Source organism: Motiliproteus sediminis (assembly GCF_017912535.1).
Lineage (GTDB): Bacteria > Pseudomonadota > Gammaproteobacteria > Pseudomonadales > Balneatricaceae > Motiliproteus > Motiliproteus sediminis.
Genome location: NZ_JAERQK010000003.1, coordinates 255,983 through 269,738, shown reverse-complemented (window position 1 = coordinate 269,738; position 13,756 = coordinate 255,983). Strand labels below are relative to the sequence as shown.

The window sequence follows — 13,756 nt, the reverse complement described above, 5'->3', positions numbered from 1 at the left end:
CCAGACCTCAGTCCCCGCCGGCAGCAGCAAGCCGGCGGGGACCTCATCGTTACCCCGCCTGCTGCTCCAGCCGGTTGATCATCTCAACAATATGCGAGGACAGCGCTCCCACTTTGGCGTACTCCCTTTCGGCTTCCTGCTGCTGCCCACGGTTGCGCAGTTCGACAATATCCCGGATCAAACGGTGCAGCTCGGCGTGCGGCGCCTCAATCGCCTGAAACGCCTGATGATGGCCGTACTCCGCGACGCCCTCACCGTAGTACCAGTTGCCGAAGTCGCAGTGTTGATGGGACACCGCCTGCTCCACACTGAGGGATTCCTGACCATCCAGAAATCCGCGCAGGCGTGATTTCCAGGCCAGATGTGCGGTCTTGGCGGCCGACAGATCAAGACCATGATCGTTGGAGAAGCGGAACTGCTTAACCTGGATGTTGAGCTGCGCCAGCAGATCACCGATGCGGGTACTTACCTCGACGCCTTCATGGGCCTGATCCATGGTTTGCGCCGCGACCTGGGCGATATCGCTGACATTGGTGCTGATGCTGCCGGCTACCTGGTGCTGGTCTGCGGATGCTGCGGCGATGCCGGCGTTCATCTCGCGAATAACGCTCACCGCCGCGGTAATCGACTGCAACGAGTCATTGGCCCGCCGCGCCTGCAGGACACTCTGCTCCGCTTCTGACCGCCCCTGCTCCATCACGTCCACCGCTTGCTGCGCTGCGCCCTGCAGCGAATCGATCATGGTCTGGATTTCGGTGGTGGAATCCTGGGTCTTTTGTGCCAGGCTGCGCACCTCGTCCGCAACCACCGCAAAGCCACGCCCCTGCTCGCCGGCGCGGGCGGCCTCAATGGCAGCATTAAGGGCGAGCAGATTGGTCTGGTCGGCGATGGCCCGGATCACATCAAGGATGCCACCAATGTTTTCGGCGTCAGCGTGCAGTTTGCCAATCACCTCGGCGGCCTGGGACACCTGCCCGGAAAGCCGTGAAATGGTCTCGGTGGTCTCAGCCACCACCTGCTGCCCGGCCGCCGCTTCGCGGTCGGCCTCACCCGCTGACTCGGCGGCGCGGTCGGCGTTGGCATTGATGCTGGCAACGGTCTGCGACATCGATTCGATCGCGCTGACCATCTGTTCAGTGGTGGCGCTCAAGCGCCCCATCTGATCCAGCGTGCGCTGCGATGCACCGGACATCTGGTCACCCGACTGACCCAGTTCACCGGTGGTCATGGCCACCTGCCGGATTAGCCGGTGGATAAGATCGACGAAGCGGTTAAAGCTCGACGCCACCTGCGATATCTCGTCCTTGCCGGTAGCATCCAGCTGCACCGCCAGATCGGCACTGCCGGAAGCGAGCCGGGTCATGGTGTCCGACAGCCGCCGCAGCGGCGGTATCAGTTTGAAGTACACCAGCGCTAGGGCGAGCATCAGCATAACGGTCACCAACAGACCGAAGAACACCGCGCTGCCCACCGCATCCTGGGAGGCGGAGTCCAGCAGATCGGAGGCCGCCTGACGCTGCGGCTCCACCTGTTCAGCCAGCGCCGCGAGCTCGGCGGCCAGCGCTGCCGAGGCATCATCCAAACCGACTCCGGGGGCTTTCATGATCTGATTACCGGCCTGCTGCCCCTGGTCGATGTACGCGCGCGCCATCCGCACCCCCACCTCGTGCAACCGTTCACTGCCGGCGGTCACCCGCTCCGCGGCGGGACGATAGTCGGGATTGAGCGCAGACAGCGCCTCCATCCGCTGCCGCACCGCCGTCAGGTTGGCCTCCGCTTCGTCAAAACCGCCTTCGTCAGCGGTGGCTCCCACGTCCGTCAGAAACTGCTGAATCTGCACCACGTGGTAACGGGTGGTGTGGAAGATCTCGCTGGCCTGCGACAGCGCCCGCTCTTTTTCGACCAACTGATGAAGCTGCTGAAACAGCGAATAATTGAGATAAAACAGAGACGCCATTAACAAGGCGATGATGGCGACAGCCGATAGCACGATCTGCCGCGCGCTGAATCTATTCATGATACCGCTCCCTGGTTTGAACAACGCCACCGCAGGTGGCACTGTTCAGGTTAGATCGGGAGGGAGCCGCGCCCAATAGGACGCGGGCTTAAATTAGCAAAAACTGAAAAACTTCTGATCAAGATCAGGGATTGGGCGCCTGCCCCTGGGTTAACAGCTGCAGTTTAGCCAGGCAGGCAAACACCATCAGACCAACCCCGGCGGTAAACACGGTCATGGCGTCCATACCCCACAACCAGTAATTACCGCTGATCCGGACCAGACCCGCAATAACGCAAAACAGGACTCCCACGGCACCGGCACCGTTGCCGAGCCAAGTAACGGCCTGATTCATGGCGACGAACTCCCTTCTGTTAAGTGAATCCATCAAGCATAGACCATGAGCATTTTGTGACCATGGCCGGTTTCTGGTAACTTCGGAGCACTTTTTTTCGCACTGCCACATGACTGAGGATAGCCGCGTGCCGACACGTCCCACTGTTAAACCGCAAAACCCCAATTTTTCATCCGGCCCCTGCAGCAAACGTCCGGGCTATGACGTCTCCAAGCTGGAGCTGTCCACCCTGGGGCGCTCGCATCGCTCTGCGTTGGGTAAAGCCACGCTGAAACAGGCGATTGACGACACCAAGGAGCTACTGGGACTGCCCGCCGATTACCGCGTGGGTATCGTGCCCGCATCCGATACCGGCGCGGTTGAAATGGCGCTGTGGAGCCTGTTGGGCGCGCGCCCCATCGATGTTTGTGCCTGGGAGTCCTTCGGCGCCGGCTGGCACACCGACATCACCAAGCAGCTCAAGCTGGAGTGCAACCTGCTCTCTGCCGACTACGGCCAACTCCCGGATCTGACCCAGACCAACCCGGACCATGACATCGTATTTACCTGGAACGGTACTACCTCCGGTGTGCGCGTTCCCAACGGTGACTGGATCAGCGATGACCGTCAGGGCCTGACCATCTGTGACGCCACCTCGGCCGTCTTCGCCATGGAGATGCCCTGGGAGAAACTCGACGTAGTGACCTTCAGCTGGCAGAAGGTGCTGGGGGGCGAAGGCGCCCACGGCATCCTGATTCTGAGCCCGCGTGCGGTGGAGCGGCTGGAAAGCTACACCCCCAGCTGGCCGTTGCCGAAGATCTTCCGCATGACCAAGGGCGGCAAGCTGATCGAGGGGATCTTTGAAGGCGCTACCATCAACACCCCCTCCATGCTGTGCGTGGCGGACTACATCGATGCCCTCAACTGGGTTCGCGAGCTGGGCGGAGTTAACCAGCTGATCGCCACCAGTGAGGCCAACCTGCAAGCGATTGAAGCCTTTGTTGATCAGCACGAGGGGTTCAGTTTCCTGGCTGCGGACGCCTGCCTGCGCTCCAGCACCAGTGTCTGCCTGTCTTTGGATCTGGCGGCGGATCAGGTCAAGGCGCTGGTCAAGTTGCTGGACAGCGAAGGCGTAGCCTACGACATCGGCTCCTACAAGGACGCACCGGCGGGCCTGCGCATCTGGTGCGGCGGCACCGTGGCCACCCGCGACGTGGAAGCACTGCTGCCCTGGCTGGCCTGGGGCTACGAGCAGGTCAAGGGCTAAACCACTTGCTGCTACCGTCCGCGGACGGCCTGTGAGTCGGTAGCAGCCTGATCAGATACACCCCAAGCGTTGTCACCTCCTGCCGTGCAGAAGGGAGACAACGCCGCATAATAATCAGGAACCGGACGCCATGTACAAGATTCGCACCTATAACGCCATCTCCGTCAAGGGACTGGATCGTTTTCCCCGTGACCGCTATGAAATTGCCAGCGAGCTACCGCAGCCAGACGCCTTTCTGATCCGTAGCCAGAAGCTGCACGAGATCGACTTCCCGAACTGTCTCAAGGCGATCGGCCGCGCCGGCGCCGGGGTCAACAACGTGCCGCTGGAACGCTGCAACGAGCAGGGTATCGTGGTGTTCAACGCACCTGGCGCCAACGCCAACGCCGTCAAGGAGCTGGTGCTGGCCGGCATGTTGCTGGGCTCACGCGACATCTATCAGGGGATGAAGTTCGTCGACAGTCTGGAACCGCAAGAGGGCCTTGATCCGCTGCTGGAAAAGGAGAAAAAGCGTTTTGCCGGCACCGAGCTGACCGGCAAGACACTGGGCGTGGTGGGGCTGGGCAACATCGGCTCGCTGGTAGCCAACATGGGTCTGGCGCTGGGGATGAAAGTGATCGGCTACGACCCCGCCATCAGCGTCGAGGCGGCCTGGCGGCTGTCCAGCGATGTCGAGAAGATGGACAACCTCAACAGTCTGTTCGGTCGTGCTGACTACATCAGCCTGCATCTGCCGGCACTGGAGGCAACCAAGGGGTTGATCAACGACAATCTGCTCGCCGGTGCCAAATCGTCGCTGGTGCTGCTCAACTTCGCCCGTGGCGAGATCGTCGACCGGGACGCGGTCACCCGCGCACTCGATGAAAATCGCATCCACCGCTACGTCTCAGACTTTCCCGCCAACGACACCCTGCGCCACCCCAAGATGCTGCAGATGCCGCACATTGGCGCCAGCACCGGTGAAGCGGAGGAGAACTGCGCCATCATGGTGGCAGACCAGCTGATGGACTTTCTGGAAAACGGCAACATCCGCAACTCGGTCAACTTCCCCCAGATCGGCCTGCCGCGAACCACCCCGGTACGGCTGACCATCACCAATCGCAACGTCCCCAAGGTGCTGAACCAGATCACCGCGATCATCGCCGAACACGAGATCAATATCGTCGACATGCTCAACAAGAGCCGCGACGATATCGCCTATAACATCATCGACCTGGCCGAGTGCCCCTGCGACAGCTCGCTGGCGGCACTCGGCGCCATCGATGAGGTGATCAACCTGCGGGTGATCAACTGATCGGCTAAGCGGGGCCCTGATCGTCTGCCTCAGGCCAGGGCCCCAGGATCTGCCCCATGTCGATTCCAAACAGCTGCACCAGCTCCGGATAGAGATCGGGATATTCTGCCGCCAGCTCCAGCGGTGCACTGAAGAACGCCTCGGCCGCCGCGGCCAGAAACTCCTCCGGCCCTTCGGCGGCGTGATCGTCAAGCAGGGTTGCTTCGTCCACCAGCAACTGCTGCTGCAGCGCCGCCAGGCCGTCACGCTGGGCCGCGCTGCCACCACTGATCCCCAGCAACTGGTCCATCACGTGGGTAAACTCGTGAACGCCCAGATTCTGGCAGTAATGAACCTGCTGGCTTTCCGCCAGCAGCGGCGCCCACGCTAGGACCACCTTGGAGCAGTCAAAGGCCTGGCCGTCCAGATCAGCCAGGTCGGGATAGAGCAGAATCCAGCGGGTCGTGCGGAAGAAACCCACCGGCTGGGTACGCCCGGCCAACGCCGCCAGCCCGGCGACCAGAATCTTCTGCGCCTCGGTTACCTGAAGACCGTTACAACCGTAGAAGGTCTTACCCCTGAGAAAGTCGGGCACGAACCGCACCAGCTCCGCTTGCACCGTTATCGGCAGCAGCTCGAACAGCGCCATATCGGCCCGCAGTACCGATTCGATCAATCCGGCATCGGGGCCGGCGGCGGATTCTCCGAACAGCGAAATCAACGGCTTCAACTCCCCAGGCAGCGGTTTTCAGTGTCGCCCATTTTACCCCTCAGGCCCAGCCACGGGGGCTGACCCGCGCAAACGACAGCACTATACTGGCAGGCCCAGCCAGGAGCCACCATGAACAACAGCCAAACCATCGACATCCTTCCTATCCGCGCCGAACATGCCGCCGCCGTGGCACAGATCATCCGCCAGGTCGGCGCCGAGTTCGGTGCGGTCGGCGAAGGGTTCGGCCCCGGCGATGCCGAGGTGGCGGCGATGCACCGTCACTATGGTCGCGATGACCACAGCGCCTATTTCATCGCCCTGCTGGACGGCCGGGTGGTCGGCGGTGGCGGGATTGCACCTCTGGACAGCAGTGCGAGCCTGTGTGAACTGAAAAAGCTGTTTCTGTTGCCCGAGGCCAGAGGGCGCGGGATCGGGCGAGCACTCAGCGAACGCTGCCTCGCTTTCGCCCGCGAGGCCGGTTTCCGCCGCTGCTATCTGGACACGCTGGCCTCGATGACCACCGCCATTGCCCTCTATCGCCAACTCGGTTTTCAGCCGCTGGATGCTCCGCTGGGCGAATCGATTCATGGGGGTTGTGACGTCTGGATGCTGAAGCAGCTCTGACCTGCATACTCTGACCTACATACTCCCCCTGCCAACGAGCCCCACTCACCCGCCAGTCACATGGCGGTGACCGCCCAGCCTGCAAACACGGGGACGCCCGCGGGAGTCCACAGCATCGCCGCCTTCCGCACCCCGGGTTGACCCTGATCAGGAAATGATCACTTACCGAATATCACCTAGTGACCTGTAAACCGGCAACCGTTACCCTCGGCAGCGACTTTCAGACAGCAGCAGCGGGGCCATGGACCGTTGCTAACCGGAACAGTAATGCGGCAACCCCCACACCCCTACATCATCGATATCGAAGCCTCCGGCTTCGGCCCCCACAGCTACCCGATCGAGGTCGGTCTGGCACTGGAGCCGGAAGAGCGCTTCAGCACCCTGATCACACCGGAGCGCTACTGGGCGCACTGGAGCGAGCAGGCAGAATCGGTGCATGGCATCAGCCGCCAAACCCTGCTCGACCACGGCCACCCGGTGCGCCAGGTAGCCGCTCGGATCAATCGTCGCCTCAAAGGCTGCACCGTCTACAGCGACGGCTGGGTCGTGGACAAGCCCTGGCTGATCACCCTGTTTGCCGCCGCCGGTATGGCGCCGCAGTTTGCCATCAGCGCTCTGGAGATGATCCTCAGTGAAGCGCAGATGGAGATCTGGCATAGGGTCAAAGCCGACATTACCCGCGAGCTGGCGGTTACCCGCCACCGCGCCAGTCACGACGCCCTGATCGTGCAGCAAACCTACCTGCGCACCCGCGCGATGACGGTCTCCTCCACCCCGCGCAGCGCCTGACAGCACCCCGCCAAGGCAATCACCCATTGCCGCTGGCGCCCCCCTGGAGTCCAGCTTACCCTCAATCACGTCATGCATCCGTCAGGTTAATGGCGGCGCTGTTTGCTATGCTGCTCGCTGCCATCTAGCGGAACCAACACCATGGTTACAGTCCCAACCTCTGCCCCTGACCGCAAGACCGCTCCCGTTGCCCTGGTGACCGGGGCAGGCCGCGGCATCGGTGCCGCCACTGCACAACTGCTGGCAGCCCGAGGCTACCGAGTCGCGATCAACTATCGCCAGCAGCGCAGCGCAGCCAACCAGGTCGCCGGTGCGATCCGTGCCGCGGGTGGCGAAGCGATCACCCTGCAGGCTGACGTCAGCCGTGAGAGCGAGGTCGAGGCGCTGTTTCGCGCCGTCGACCAGCGCTGGAATCGACTCGACGCTCTGGTCAACAACGCCGGTATCCTGCGTCCTCAGGCCCGAGTGACCGAGATGGACGCCGAGCGCATCAACGCCATACTGGCGGTGAACGTTACCGGTACCCTGCTCTGTTGCCGCGAAGCGATTAAACGGATGTCGACCCGGTTCGGCGGCCAGGGCGGTGCCATCGTCAACCTCTCCTCCATCGCCGCACGTCTGGGAGCGCCTCAGGAGTATGTCGATTATGCCGCTTCCAAGGGCGCGGTCGATAGTTTGACCATCGGCTTGTCCAAAGAGGTTGCCGGCGAAGGTATTCGGGTCAACGCGGTACGCCCCGGCATCATCGACACCGAGATCCATGCCAGCGGGGGTGAGCCGGGACGGGTGGCGCGTCTGGCCCCGCAGTTGCCGATGGGGCGTGGCGGCAGCGCCGCGGAGATCGCCGCGGCAGTAGTCTGGTTGCTGTCAGACCAGGCCAGCTACGTAACCGGCAGTTTTATCGACGCAGGCGGTGGCCGCTGATGATGAACACCCCCGTTCACGAAGGAGTACAACTCACTCCCGATGACTGGTTTCAGCAGGCGCTGGGCGCGTTTGCAGTGCCGAAACCGGCGCACTTTACCGACTACCGCCACTGCGACGAATGCGCTGAGCATGATGACACGCTGCGCCGCTTCGACGTGCACAGCATCGGCGCGGCCCAGCTGTGTTCGCCCAGCTGGGACCCGATCACTTTTGCCAGCCCCGAGGGCAAACGCTACTATCTGCCGGCCATGATCCGGCTGGCAGCATCGACCCTCGCCGCAGACTATTACCTCGATCAGTTGCTCTTCCATCTGCTCGGCGATGGCGAAAACAACACCCTGGTCGCCGCATGTACCCCCGCTCAACGCGCGCTGGTGGTGCGCTTTCTGATCTGGCTGCTGGAGTACCATCTGGACCAGCTCGACAACGACGGTCTCGGCGACCAGCTGTTGCAGGCGGTAGCCATCTGGGATCTGGACTGAACATAAGACGGGGGCGTCATGCTACCACTGGACACTCTACTTGGATTTACCGCTGCCGCGCTGCTGATGGGGCTGGTGCCGGGGCCCGACAACCTTTACGTGCTGGCCCAGTCGCTCCAGCAAGGCCGCCACGCCGGTTTATGGGTGACGCTGGGGCTGTGCAGCGGTCTGGTCGTCCATACCCTGGCGGTTACGCTCGGGGTCGCCGCACTGCTGGCAACCTCGGCCACCGCCTTCATGCTGCTCAAAATACTGGGCGCCGGTTACCTGCTGTACCTGGCCCGGCAAGCCTTCCGGGCCGGCCACAGCGAATCTCCGGCGGTCACTCCTCTGAGTCCCCGGCAACTCTATCGGCGCGGCATCCTGATGAATATCAGCAACCCTAAGGTAGCGCTGTTTTTTCTCGCTTTTCTGCCCCAGTTTGCCGACCCCACCCGGGGCGAAGCGCAGGCGCAGCTGCTGACTTTGGGGTTACTGTTTATCCTCACCACCCTGGCGGTGTTCGGTGCCATCGCTTGGGGCGCGGGCATGGCTGGCGAGCGGCTGCAGGGTTCAGCGACAATCCAGCGTCTGCTGCAGCGCCTGGCCGGCACCCTGTTTCTGGGCCTGTCACTGCGCCTGCTGGCCAGTACGCGCGAGGGCTAAGGATGGCCATGGGCGAGCTGAGTTACGTCACGCTCGGGGTGGCTGATCTGGCCCGCTCCGTCGGATTTTACCGCGACGGCCTCGGCCTCAACCTGGTCCGCGCCAACGAGCAATTGGCGTTCTTTGACCTCGGCGGGGTGCGGCTGGCACTCTACCCCGCGCTGGCGCAGGAGACCGGTGCGGCGGCCCCGGAGCCACGCGCCGGCCATAACAGCCTGTCGCTGAACCTGCCCTCCAAGGGGGCGGTGGACCAGCTGCTCGCACAGGCACTCCGAGCCGGAGCCAAATCTCTGCGCTCGCCGGCAGCGCCGCCCTGGGGCGGCTACCGCGGATACCTCCGCGATCCGGACGGATTCATCTGGGAGCTGGTATGGCACCCGGATTATGTTCGGCGCCCAACCAACAGCAAGGAGTAGATCATGGCTGAAGCCCTCAACGGTCAATGCCTGTGCGGTCAGGTTCGCTACCGGATCAAGCCACCGCTGCACCAGTTTCACCTCTGCCACTGCAGCCGCTGCCAGCGCTCCACCGGCAGCGCCCATGCCGCCAACCTGTTCGCCGACCCTGACGCGATCGAATGGTTGCAGGGGGAGACGGCGTGCCGCCGTTTCGACCTGCCGGAAGCGCGTTTTTTCTCTCGCTGCTTCTGCACCCATTGCGGCTCGCCGGTGCCCTGCCTCGCCCGCAACGGCAAGTTGCTCACCATTCCGGCGGGCGGCCTGACCGACCCGGTTCCCTGTGCACCACAGGACCATATCTTCTGGGAGGACCGGTGCGACTGGTACGACCAGGCCGTCGATGAAAGCTGCCCGCGCTTCGCCATCTACCCCGATCAGGGTTGACCGATTCCGGCGGCAACCTGTTTAGCCGCCGGCTCACTGCTGCCCTGTACAGTCAGCAGCAAAGCAACGACAATGGCTTTTTGCTCAGCTGATTCGCCGTTCGATGTCCCAGCCCTACCCCGTCCCTGTCGCTGCTGCCGAGGTGGAAACCGAGGTCAGGAAAAGTCGTTTTATCGCCCGGGCGCTCCCCTGCAGTGATCGCGAACAGGCGATGGCGCTGCTGGCACAGGCGCGGCTGGAGTTTGCCGATGCCCGGCATCACTGCTGGGCCTACCAGCTGGGTGATCCGGCCTGTCCGCAGTCGGCTGCCATGAGCGACGACGGAGAACCCAGCGGCACCGCCGGCAAACCGATTCTAAACGTAATCAGCCACCGCGGAATTGGCGACCTTATGGTGATCGTGATCCGTTACTTCGGCGGCATCAAACTGGGGGCTGGCGGTCTGGTGCGCGCCTATGGGCAGGCGGCAGGTCAAGCGCTTGACGCCCTGCGGCTGGAACAGACCGAGCCCTGCTGCAACCTCACCGCCCGGCTCGACTTTGCCCAGGAACAACGGCTGCGTTACTGGCTGCAGCAGCACCAGGGGAGCGTGGTGCAGATCGACTATGCCGAGCGGGTTTGCGTAGCCCTGATCCTGCCCGAACGCCACCTTGAGCAATGGTCGACCTTCTGCCGCGCCCACGGGGTGGAGACAACGCCATGAGCGGCGCAACAACCCGGAGCAAACCCTGCAAACCGTCCACCCGGGAGGCGATGCAGCGCCTGATTGATGAGATACGTCTGACACTCCCCTTCGACTTGCCCCAGGCAGAGCTATGCAACGGCCCCTGCAGCGGCTGTCCCAAGAAGCTGCTGGAATTTATTGATACCGAACTGGACGAGTGGCAGCACCGCCTGGCCCGAGGCGAACAGCCACGGCTGGGTGACATCTCTCGGCTGGCACGCCGTGCTCGCAAGATCCATCGGGTGATGGAACTCAATCAACTGCTCTAACGCCAGCCGCTGCCAGCCACCAGCCTTTGATCGCCGCCGTCACCCAGCCGGCGTCGTCGTGCGGCAGATCGTGCCCGGCCCAGGGATGCAGCTCCAGATGCCCTCCCAAAGAGCCAGCCAGCGCCTGCGAACAACGGGCGCTGACCATTCGGTCGCCACCGCTGGCCAACACCAGTAGCGGCTGGTTCGCTTGCGGCAGCGAGCCGCCGGAACGGGCGGCTAGCAGTTGGCGCAGCAGGTTGAGACGGGAAACGGGCTGGCACCGTTGCAGCTGCTGCCAGTAGGCCACCGTTACCGCTCGCCGGCGACGGTCGGCGCAGGTGAGGTCGAACACCAGCGGTTCACGCCACCGCGATGGCAATAACCAGCCCCCCAACAGCGCCAGCGCCGCCAGTGGGCGCAACCGCTGCCAGACTGGCGACAATGCCGCCAGACTGCTGTTGATCAATACCACCCCTTGCACCTCTTGCGGAAAGCGGCACGCCCAGTTGAGCGCCACCATCCCCCCCATGGAAAGCCCGACCAACACGCGGGGCGCCGACGGCAGCCCACTGCGCAATCCATCGACGTAACCATCTACCGCGATCGGCGAGGGTTGCCGGTAGCGGTCACCACTACCGGGGAAAGCAGCGCAACACACCGACGCGCCGTCAAGGGCCACGGATAGCTGCGACGGGAAATCCCCCCAGTGCAGAGGCTGGCGTCCCAACCCACGCAATAACAACCATTCCGGGCCGCTACTCATCGGTACCACCGTTCCAGTGCGGCACGCTCGAGCTGTTGCCTCTGCTCGCCCTGCGGCTGCCACTCTTGCCAGGAGGCTGCCGCGGCCAACAGGAAGTCGAGCAGCAGCAGGTGCCGCCTTAGCGTGCGTTTGAGGCGGTGCTCCACCACCGGATTGAACAACCCCGGCACGCTGAACAGCTGCCGCGGGTTTTTCTTGACCCAGCTCCAGGAACCCATCTCCAGCGTAAACGGCAGCAGCGGCGGCCCTTGATGGGCCTCGTTCTCAAGGTAGAGGTAATCCCACAGATCGCCGTGAGTCATGTAGTTACGATGCTGAGGCTCAACAACGTAGGGGTGATGGGGGTAACCACGATCAAACAGCTGCGCCAGCGCGGCAAACTCGGACAGCCGCGCGGGAGGGCGGGCCCGACCGGCAAAGGGAAACCAGAGGTGGTCGCGCACCCCGAAGCCGGAGTGGCAGTCCAGGACCAGCGTGAACGGGCTCCGGCTCTGAATGGCGCGCACTTCGGCCACCAGCGTTTGTGCTTCCGCTTCCATCGGAGCGTCGGCCTGGCCGCGATACCACAGCAAGCGAGGTGAGAGGCGCTGTCCGCCCAGCCAGGGGGTCGCGCGGGTCTCCGCGTCCAGCGGTGCGTTGCGCATCAGGTCAACCCCCTGGCCATTGCTGCGCCAGCCACGGGCCATTCCGGCAGGATTGACCAGCGGCAGAAACACCACCCGCACCGCCTCCAACAACTGGCGCAGATGACGGTCCCAGCCACTCCGCTCCAGCAACGACGCCAGGTAGCTGAGCAGTAGCTGGGTACCGATCCGTTCCAGACCGTGAACCCCGCCGACAAACAGCAGCGTAGGCCGCACGGGAGCGCCGTCACCCAGCTCCAGTCGGGGCCAGGGCCAGCAATCGTCACCGTCGGCGATAGAGGTCAGGCTGCAGACCTGCAGGCGCTCCGGGTAACGGAGGCAAAGAGACTCCAGCTGCGCCAGTTCGGGAAGGCGCTGGCTGCTGCCACGCCCGGTCAGCGCCCACATGCCCGCGCTCACGCCAGAGGCGCTGCGGGAGACCGTCGGGTTAGCGGAATCGCGGGGCATGGTTGCATCAACGTCAAGATATTGATGGCAGTCTAGAAAATATGCCACCACAGTGGGTTACAGTTTGACGACAATCATCCCGGTGGGGAACCGATGCCGGTTTTTGGCATCCATAGGTCGGGGCTTGGATCGTCACCTGTTCCACCTGTTCATCATCTGCCCAAGCCCCGTTTAACCAGGAGATTCACATGTTGCACCCGCTATCCGTCGGCCGCCGGCTACTGACACTATGCGCCGGCCTGCTATTCCTTACCGCCTGTGCGCCTAACGACATCCGCGTCAGTGGTTCAGCCGTCACCCCTCTCGACACGCCGCTGGGTGTGGGCACTGTGCTGGAGATCAAGGTTCAGGATACCAGCCTTGCCGATGCCAAAGCCCAAACCCTTGCCACCCTGGCCATAGAGGCGCCCGAAGCCAACCAACCCTTCAGCCTGGATGTGCCGGCCAAGACAGTGGATTCGCGCCACCGTTACAGTGTCAGTGCCCGGATCATTCATGAAGGCCGGTTGCTGTTCATTACCGACCGCCACTACCCGGTGCTGACGGCGGGTCAGGACCGTCAGCTCAAGCTGCAGTTGGTGGCGGTAAAGCCGGTACCTCCGGCAGAGCTGGTTCCCACCCGTTGGATTCTGAGCCAGTTACAGGGCGAGCCGCTACCAGCGCTGGAGCGGCAGCCCTTTATGCAACTGAACGCAGAGGAGGGCCGCGTCAATGGTCATTCCGGCTGCAACGCCTTTGCCGGAAGTGCCAGACTGGGCACGCCCGCACTGCAGTTCGGTGCGCTGATGGGCACGCGAATGATGTGCGACCCGGCCACCATGCAGGTGGAAGACCGTATGCTGCAACTACTCAATAAAGTGGCAGCCTGGCGGATCACCGCTGGCCAGCTCACGCTGTTGAATGACCAGGGTCAGGCTCTGATGCGTTTTAGTGCGCCGGCGGCTGAGCAGTAGTGCCAAGCCGAGCGCCCGCTGCTACAGTAAAACCTGCCGCGGCATCAACGGAGTAACGCTGCAGCCGTCACTAAAACATGCAT

Annotated in this window: 17 protein-coding genes; 12 read left to right on the top strand and 5 right to left on the bottom strand. The window is 63.2% G+C overall.

Annotated features, from left to right (window positions below):
* Positions 1-49: 49 nt before the first annotated feature.
* Entirely contained in the window at positions 50-2,017 is a 1,968-nt protein-coding gene (locus JJQ76_RS08165; RefSeq protein ID WP_210396274.1) for a methyl-accepting chemotaxis protein, read from the bottom strand.
* A gap of 124 nt (positions 2,018-2,141) precedes the next feature.
* On the bottom strand, positions 2,142-2,351 hold the full coding sequence (locus tag JJQ76_RS08160; protein WP_210396273.1) for a hypothetical protein: 210 nt from the start codon (positions 2,349-2,351) through the stop codon (positions 2,142-2,144).
* Positions 2,352-2,478: 127 nt separating this feature from the next.
* Here JJQ76_RS08160 and JJQ76_RS08155 point away from each other — a divergent pair, with 127 nt between their 5' ends.
* The gene (locus JJQ76_RS08155) at positions 2,479-3,597 is read left to right on the top strand and encodes a phosphoserine transaminase (protein WP_343232498.1); all 1,119 of its coding nucleotides are present in this window, start codon (positions 2,479-2,481) and stop codon (positions 3,595-3,597) included.
* 130 nt (positions 3,598-3,727) lie between these two features.
* Positions 3,728-4,891, top strand: a complete 1,164-nt coding sequence (locus JJQ76_RS08150) for a phosphoglycerate dehydrogenase (protein ID WP_210396271.1) — start codon at positions 3,728-3,730, stop codon at positions 4,889-4,891.
* 4 nt (positions 4,892-4,895) lie between these two features.
* Here the strand turns inward: JJQ76_RS08150 and JJQ76_RS08145 are convergent, their stop codons facing one another.
* Entirely contained in the window at positions 4,896-5,591 is a 696-nt protein-coding gene (locus JJQ76_RS08145; RefSeq protein ID WP_210396270.1) for a zinc-dependent peptidase, read from the bottom strand.
* Positions 5,592-5,711: 120 nt separating this feature from the next.
* Here JJQ76_RS08145 and JJQ76_RS08140 point away from each other — a divergent pair, with 120 nt between their 5' ends.
* The 9 genes from JJQ76_RS08140 (at position 5,712) to JJQ76_RS08100 (ending at position 10,884) form a co-directional block, all read left to right on the top strand.
* Positions 5,712-6,206 carry a GNAT family N-acetyltransferase gene (locus JJQ76_RS08140; RefSeq protein ID WP_210396269.1) on the top strand — a complete coding sequence of 165 codons (495 nt, stop codon included), beginning with the start codon at positions 5,712-5,714 and terminating at the stop codon, positions 6,204-6,206.
* A 267-nt stretch (positions 6,207-6,473) separates the two neighbouring features.
* A complete protein-coding gene (locus JJQ76_RS08135) occupies positions 6,474-6,995 on the top strand; it encodes a 3'-5' exonuclease (protein WP_210396268.1) in 522 nt (173 codons plus the stop codon).
* A gap of 141 nt (positions 6,996-7,136) precedes the next feature.
* Positions 7,137-7,919, top strand: a complete 783-nt coding sequence (locus tag JJQ76_RS08130) for an SDR family oxidoreductase (RefSeq protein WP_210396267.1) — start codon at positions 7,137-7,139, stop codon at positions 7,917-7,919.
* On the top strand, positions 7,919-8,404 hold the full coding sequence (locus JJQ76_RS08125; RefSeq protein WP_210396266.1) for a hypothetical protein: 486 nt from the start codon (positions 7,919-7,921) through the stop codon (positions 8,402-8,404). The genes JJQ76_RS08130 and JJQ76_RS08125 overlap by 1 nt, the downstream gene beginning before the upstream one ends.
* A gap of 18 nt (positions 8,405-8,422) precedes the next feature.
* The gene (locus tag JJQ76_RS08120; RefSeq protein WP_210396265.1) at positions 8,423-9,049 is read left to right on the top strand and encodes a LysE family translocator; all 627 of its coding nucleotides are present in this window, start codon (positions 8,423-8,425) and stop codon (positions 9,047-9,049) included.
* An 8-nt stretch (positions 9,050-9,057) separates the two neighbouring features.
* Complete coding sequence (locus JJQ76_RS08115; protein WP_210396264.1) at positions 9,058-9,465, top strand: VOC family protein; 408 nt, start codon at positions 9,058-9,060, stop codon at positions 9,463-9,465.
* Positions 9,466-9,468: 3 nt separating this feature from the next.
* A complete protein-coding gene (locus JJQ76_RS08110; RefSeq protein WP_210396263.1) occupies positions 9,469-9,891 on the top strand; it encodes a GFA family protein in 423 nt (140 codons plus the stop codon).
* A gap of 103 nt (positions 9,892-9,994) precedes the next feature.
* Positions 9,995-10,594: a YigZ family protein gene (locus JJQ76_RS08105; protein ID WP_210396262.1), complete on the top strand. Its 600-nt coding sequence runs from the start codon at positions 9,995-9,997 to the stop codon at positions 10,592-10,594.
* Complete coding sequence (locus JJQ76_RS08100; protein ID WP_210396261.1) at positions 10,591-10,884, top strand: hypothetical protein; 294 nt, start codon at positions 10,591-10,593, stop codon at positions 10,882-10,884. The genes JJQ76_RS08105 and JJQ76_RS08100 overlap by 4 nt, the downstream gene beginning before the upstream one ends.
* Here JJQ76_RS08100 and JJQ76_RS08095 read toward each other — a convergent pair.
* Positions 10,868-11,629: an alpha/beta fold hydrolase gene (locus JJQ76_RS08095; RefSeq protein ID WP_210396260.1), complete on the bottom strand. Its 762-nt coding sequence runs from the start codon at positions 11,627-11,629 to the stop codon at positions 10,868-10,870. The genes JJQ76_RS08100 and JJQ76_RS08095 overlap by 17 nt on opposite strands.
* A complete protein-coding gene (locus JJQ76_RS08090; RefSeq protein ID WP_246480478.1) occupies positions 11,626-12,720 on the bottom strand; it encodes a M14 family zinc carboxypeptidase in 1,095 nt (364 codons plus the stop codon). Before JJQ76_RS08090 ends, JJQ76_RS08095 begins: the two co-directional genes overlap by 4 nt.
* Before the next feature lie 188 nt (positions 12,721-12,908).
* Between JJQ76_RS08090 and JJQ76_RS08085 the strand changes: the two genes are divergently transcribed.
* Entirely contained in the window at positions 12,909-13,673 is a 765-nt protein-coding gene (locus JJQ76_RS08085; protein WP_210396259.1) for an META domain-containing protein, read from the top strand.
* The last annotated feature ends 83 nt before the right edge of the window (positions 13,674-13,756 follow it).

Bases quoted from the DNA above. Each gene is read 5' to 3' on its own strand.
- JJQ76_RS08135 (WP_210396268.1), top strand. From the start codon at position 6,474: ATGCGGCAACCCCCACACCCCTACATCATCGATATCGAAGCCTCCGGC.
- JJQ76_RS08095 (WP_210396260.1), bottom strand. From the start codon at position 11,629: ATGAGTAGCGGCCCGGAATGGTTGTTATTGCGTGGGTTGGGACGCCAG.
- JJQ76_RS08150 (WP_210396271.1), top strand. From the start codon at position 3,728: ATGTACAAGATTCGCACCTATAACGCCATCTCCGTCAAGGGACTGGAT.
- JJQ76_RS08100 (WP_210396261.1), top strand. From the start codon at position 10,591: ATGAGCGGCGCAACAACCCGGAGCAAACCCTGCAAACCGTCCACCCGG.
- JJQ76_RS08140 (WP_210396269.1), top strand. From the start codon at position 5,712: ATGAACAACAGCCAAACCATCGACATCCTTCCTATCCGCGCCGAACAT.
- JJQ76_RS08090 (WP_246480478.1), bottom strand. From the start codon at position 12,720: ATGCCCCGCGATTCCGCTAACCCGACGGTCTCCCGCAGCGCCTCTGGC.
- JJQ76_RS08130 (WP_210396267.1), top strand. From the start codon at position 7,137: ATGGTTACAGTCCCAACCTCTGCCCCTGACCGCAAGACCGCTCCCGTT.
- JJQ76_RS08120 (WP_210396265.1), top strand. From the start codon at position 8,423: ATGCTACCACTGGACACTCTACTTGGATTTACCGCTGCCGCGCTGCTG.
- JJQ76_RS08125 (WP_210396266.1), top strand. From the start codon at position 7,919: ATGATGAACACCCCCGTTCACGAAGGAGTACAACTCACTCCCGATGAC.
- JJQ76_RS08160 (WP_210396273.1), bottom strand. From the start codon at position 2,351: ATGAATCAGGCCGTTACTTGGCTCGGCAACGGTGCCGGTGCCGTGGGA.
- JJQ76_RS08165 (WP_210396274.1), bottom strand. From the start codon at position 2,017: ATGAATAGATTCAGCGCGCGGCAGATCGTGCTATCGGCTGTCGCCATC.
- JJQ76_RS08085 (WP_210396259.1), top strand. From the start codon at position 12,909: ATGTTGCACCCGCTATCCGTCGGCCGCCGGCTACTGACACTATGCGCC.
- JJQ76_RS08115 (WP_210396264.1), top strand. From the start codon at position 9,058: ATGGGCGAGCTGAGTTACGTCACGCTCGGGGTGGCTGATCTGGCCCGC.
- JJQ76_RS08105 (WP_210396262.1), top strand. From the start codon at position 9,995: ATGTCCCAGCCCTACCCCGTCCCTGTCGCTGCTGCCGAGGTGGAAACC.
- JJQ76_RS08110 (WP_210396263.1), top strand. From the start codon at position 9,469: ATGGCTGAAGCCCTCAACGGTCAATGCCTGTGCGGTCAGGTTCGCTAC.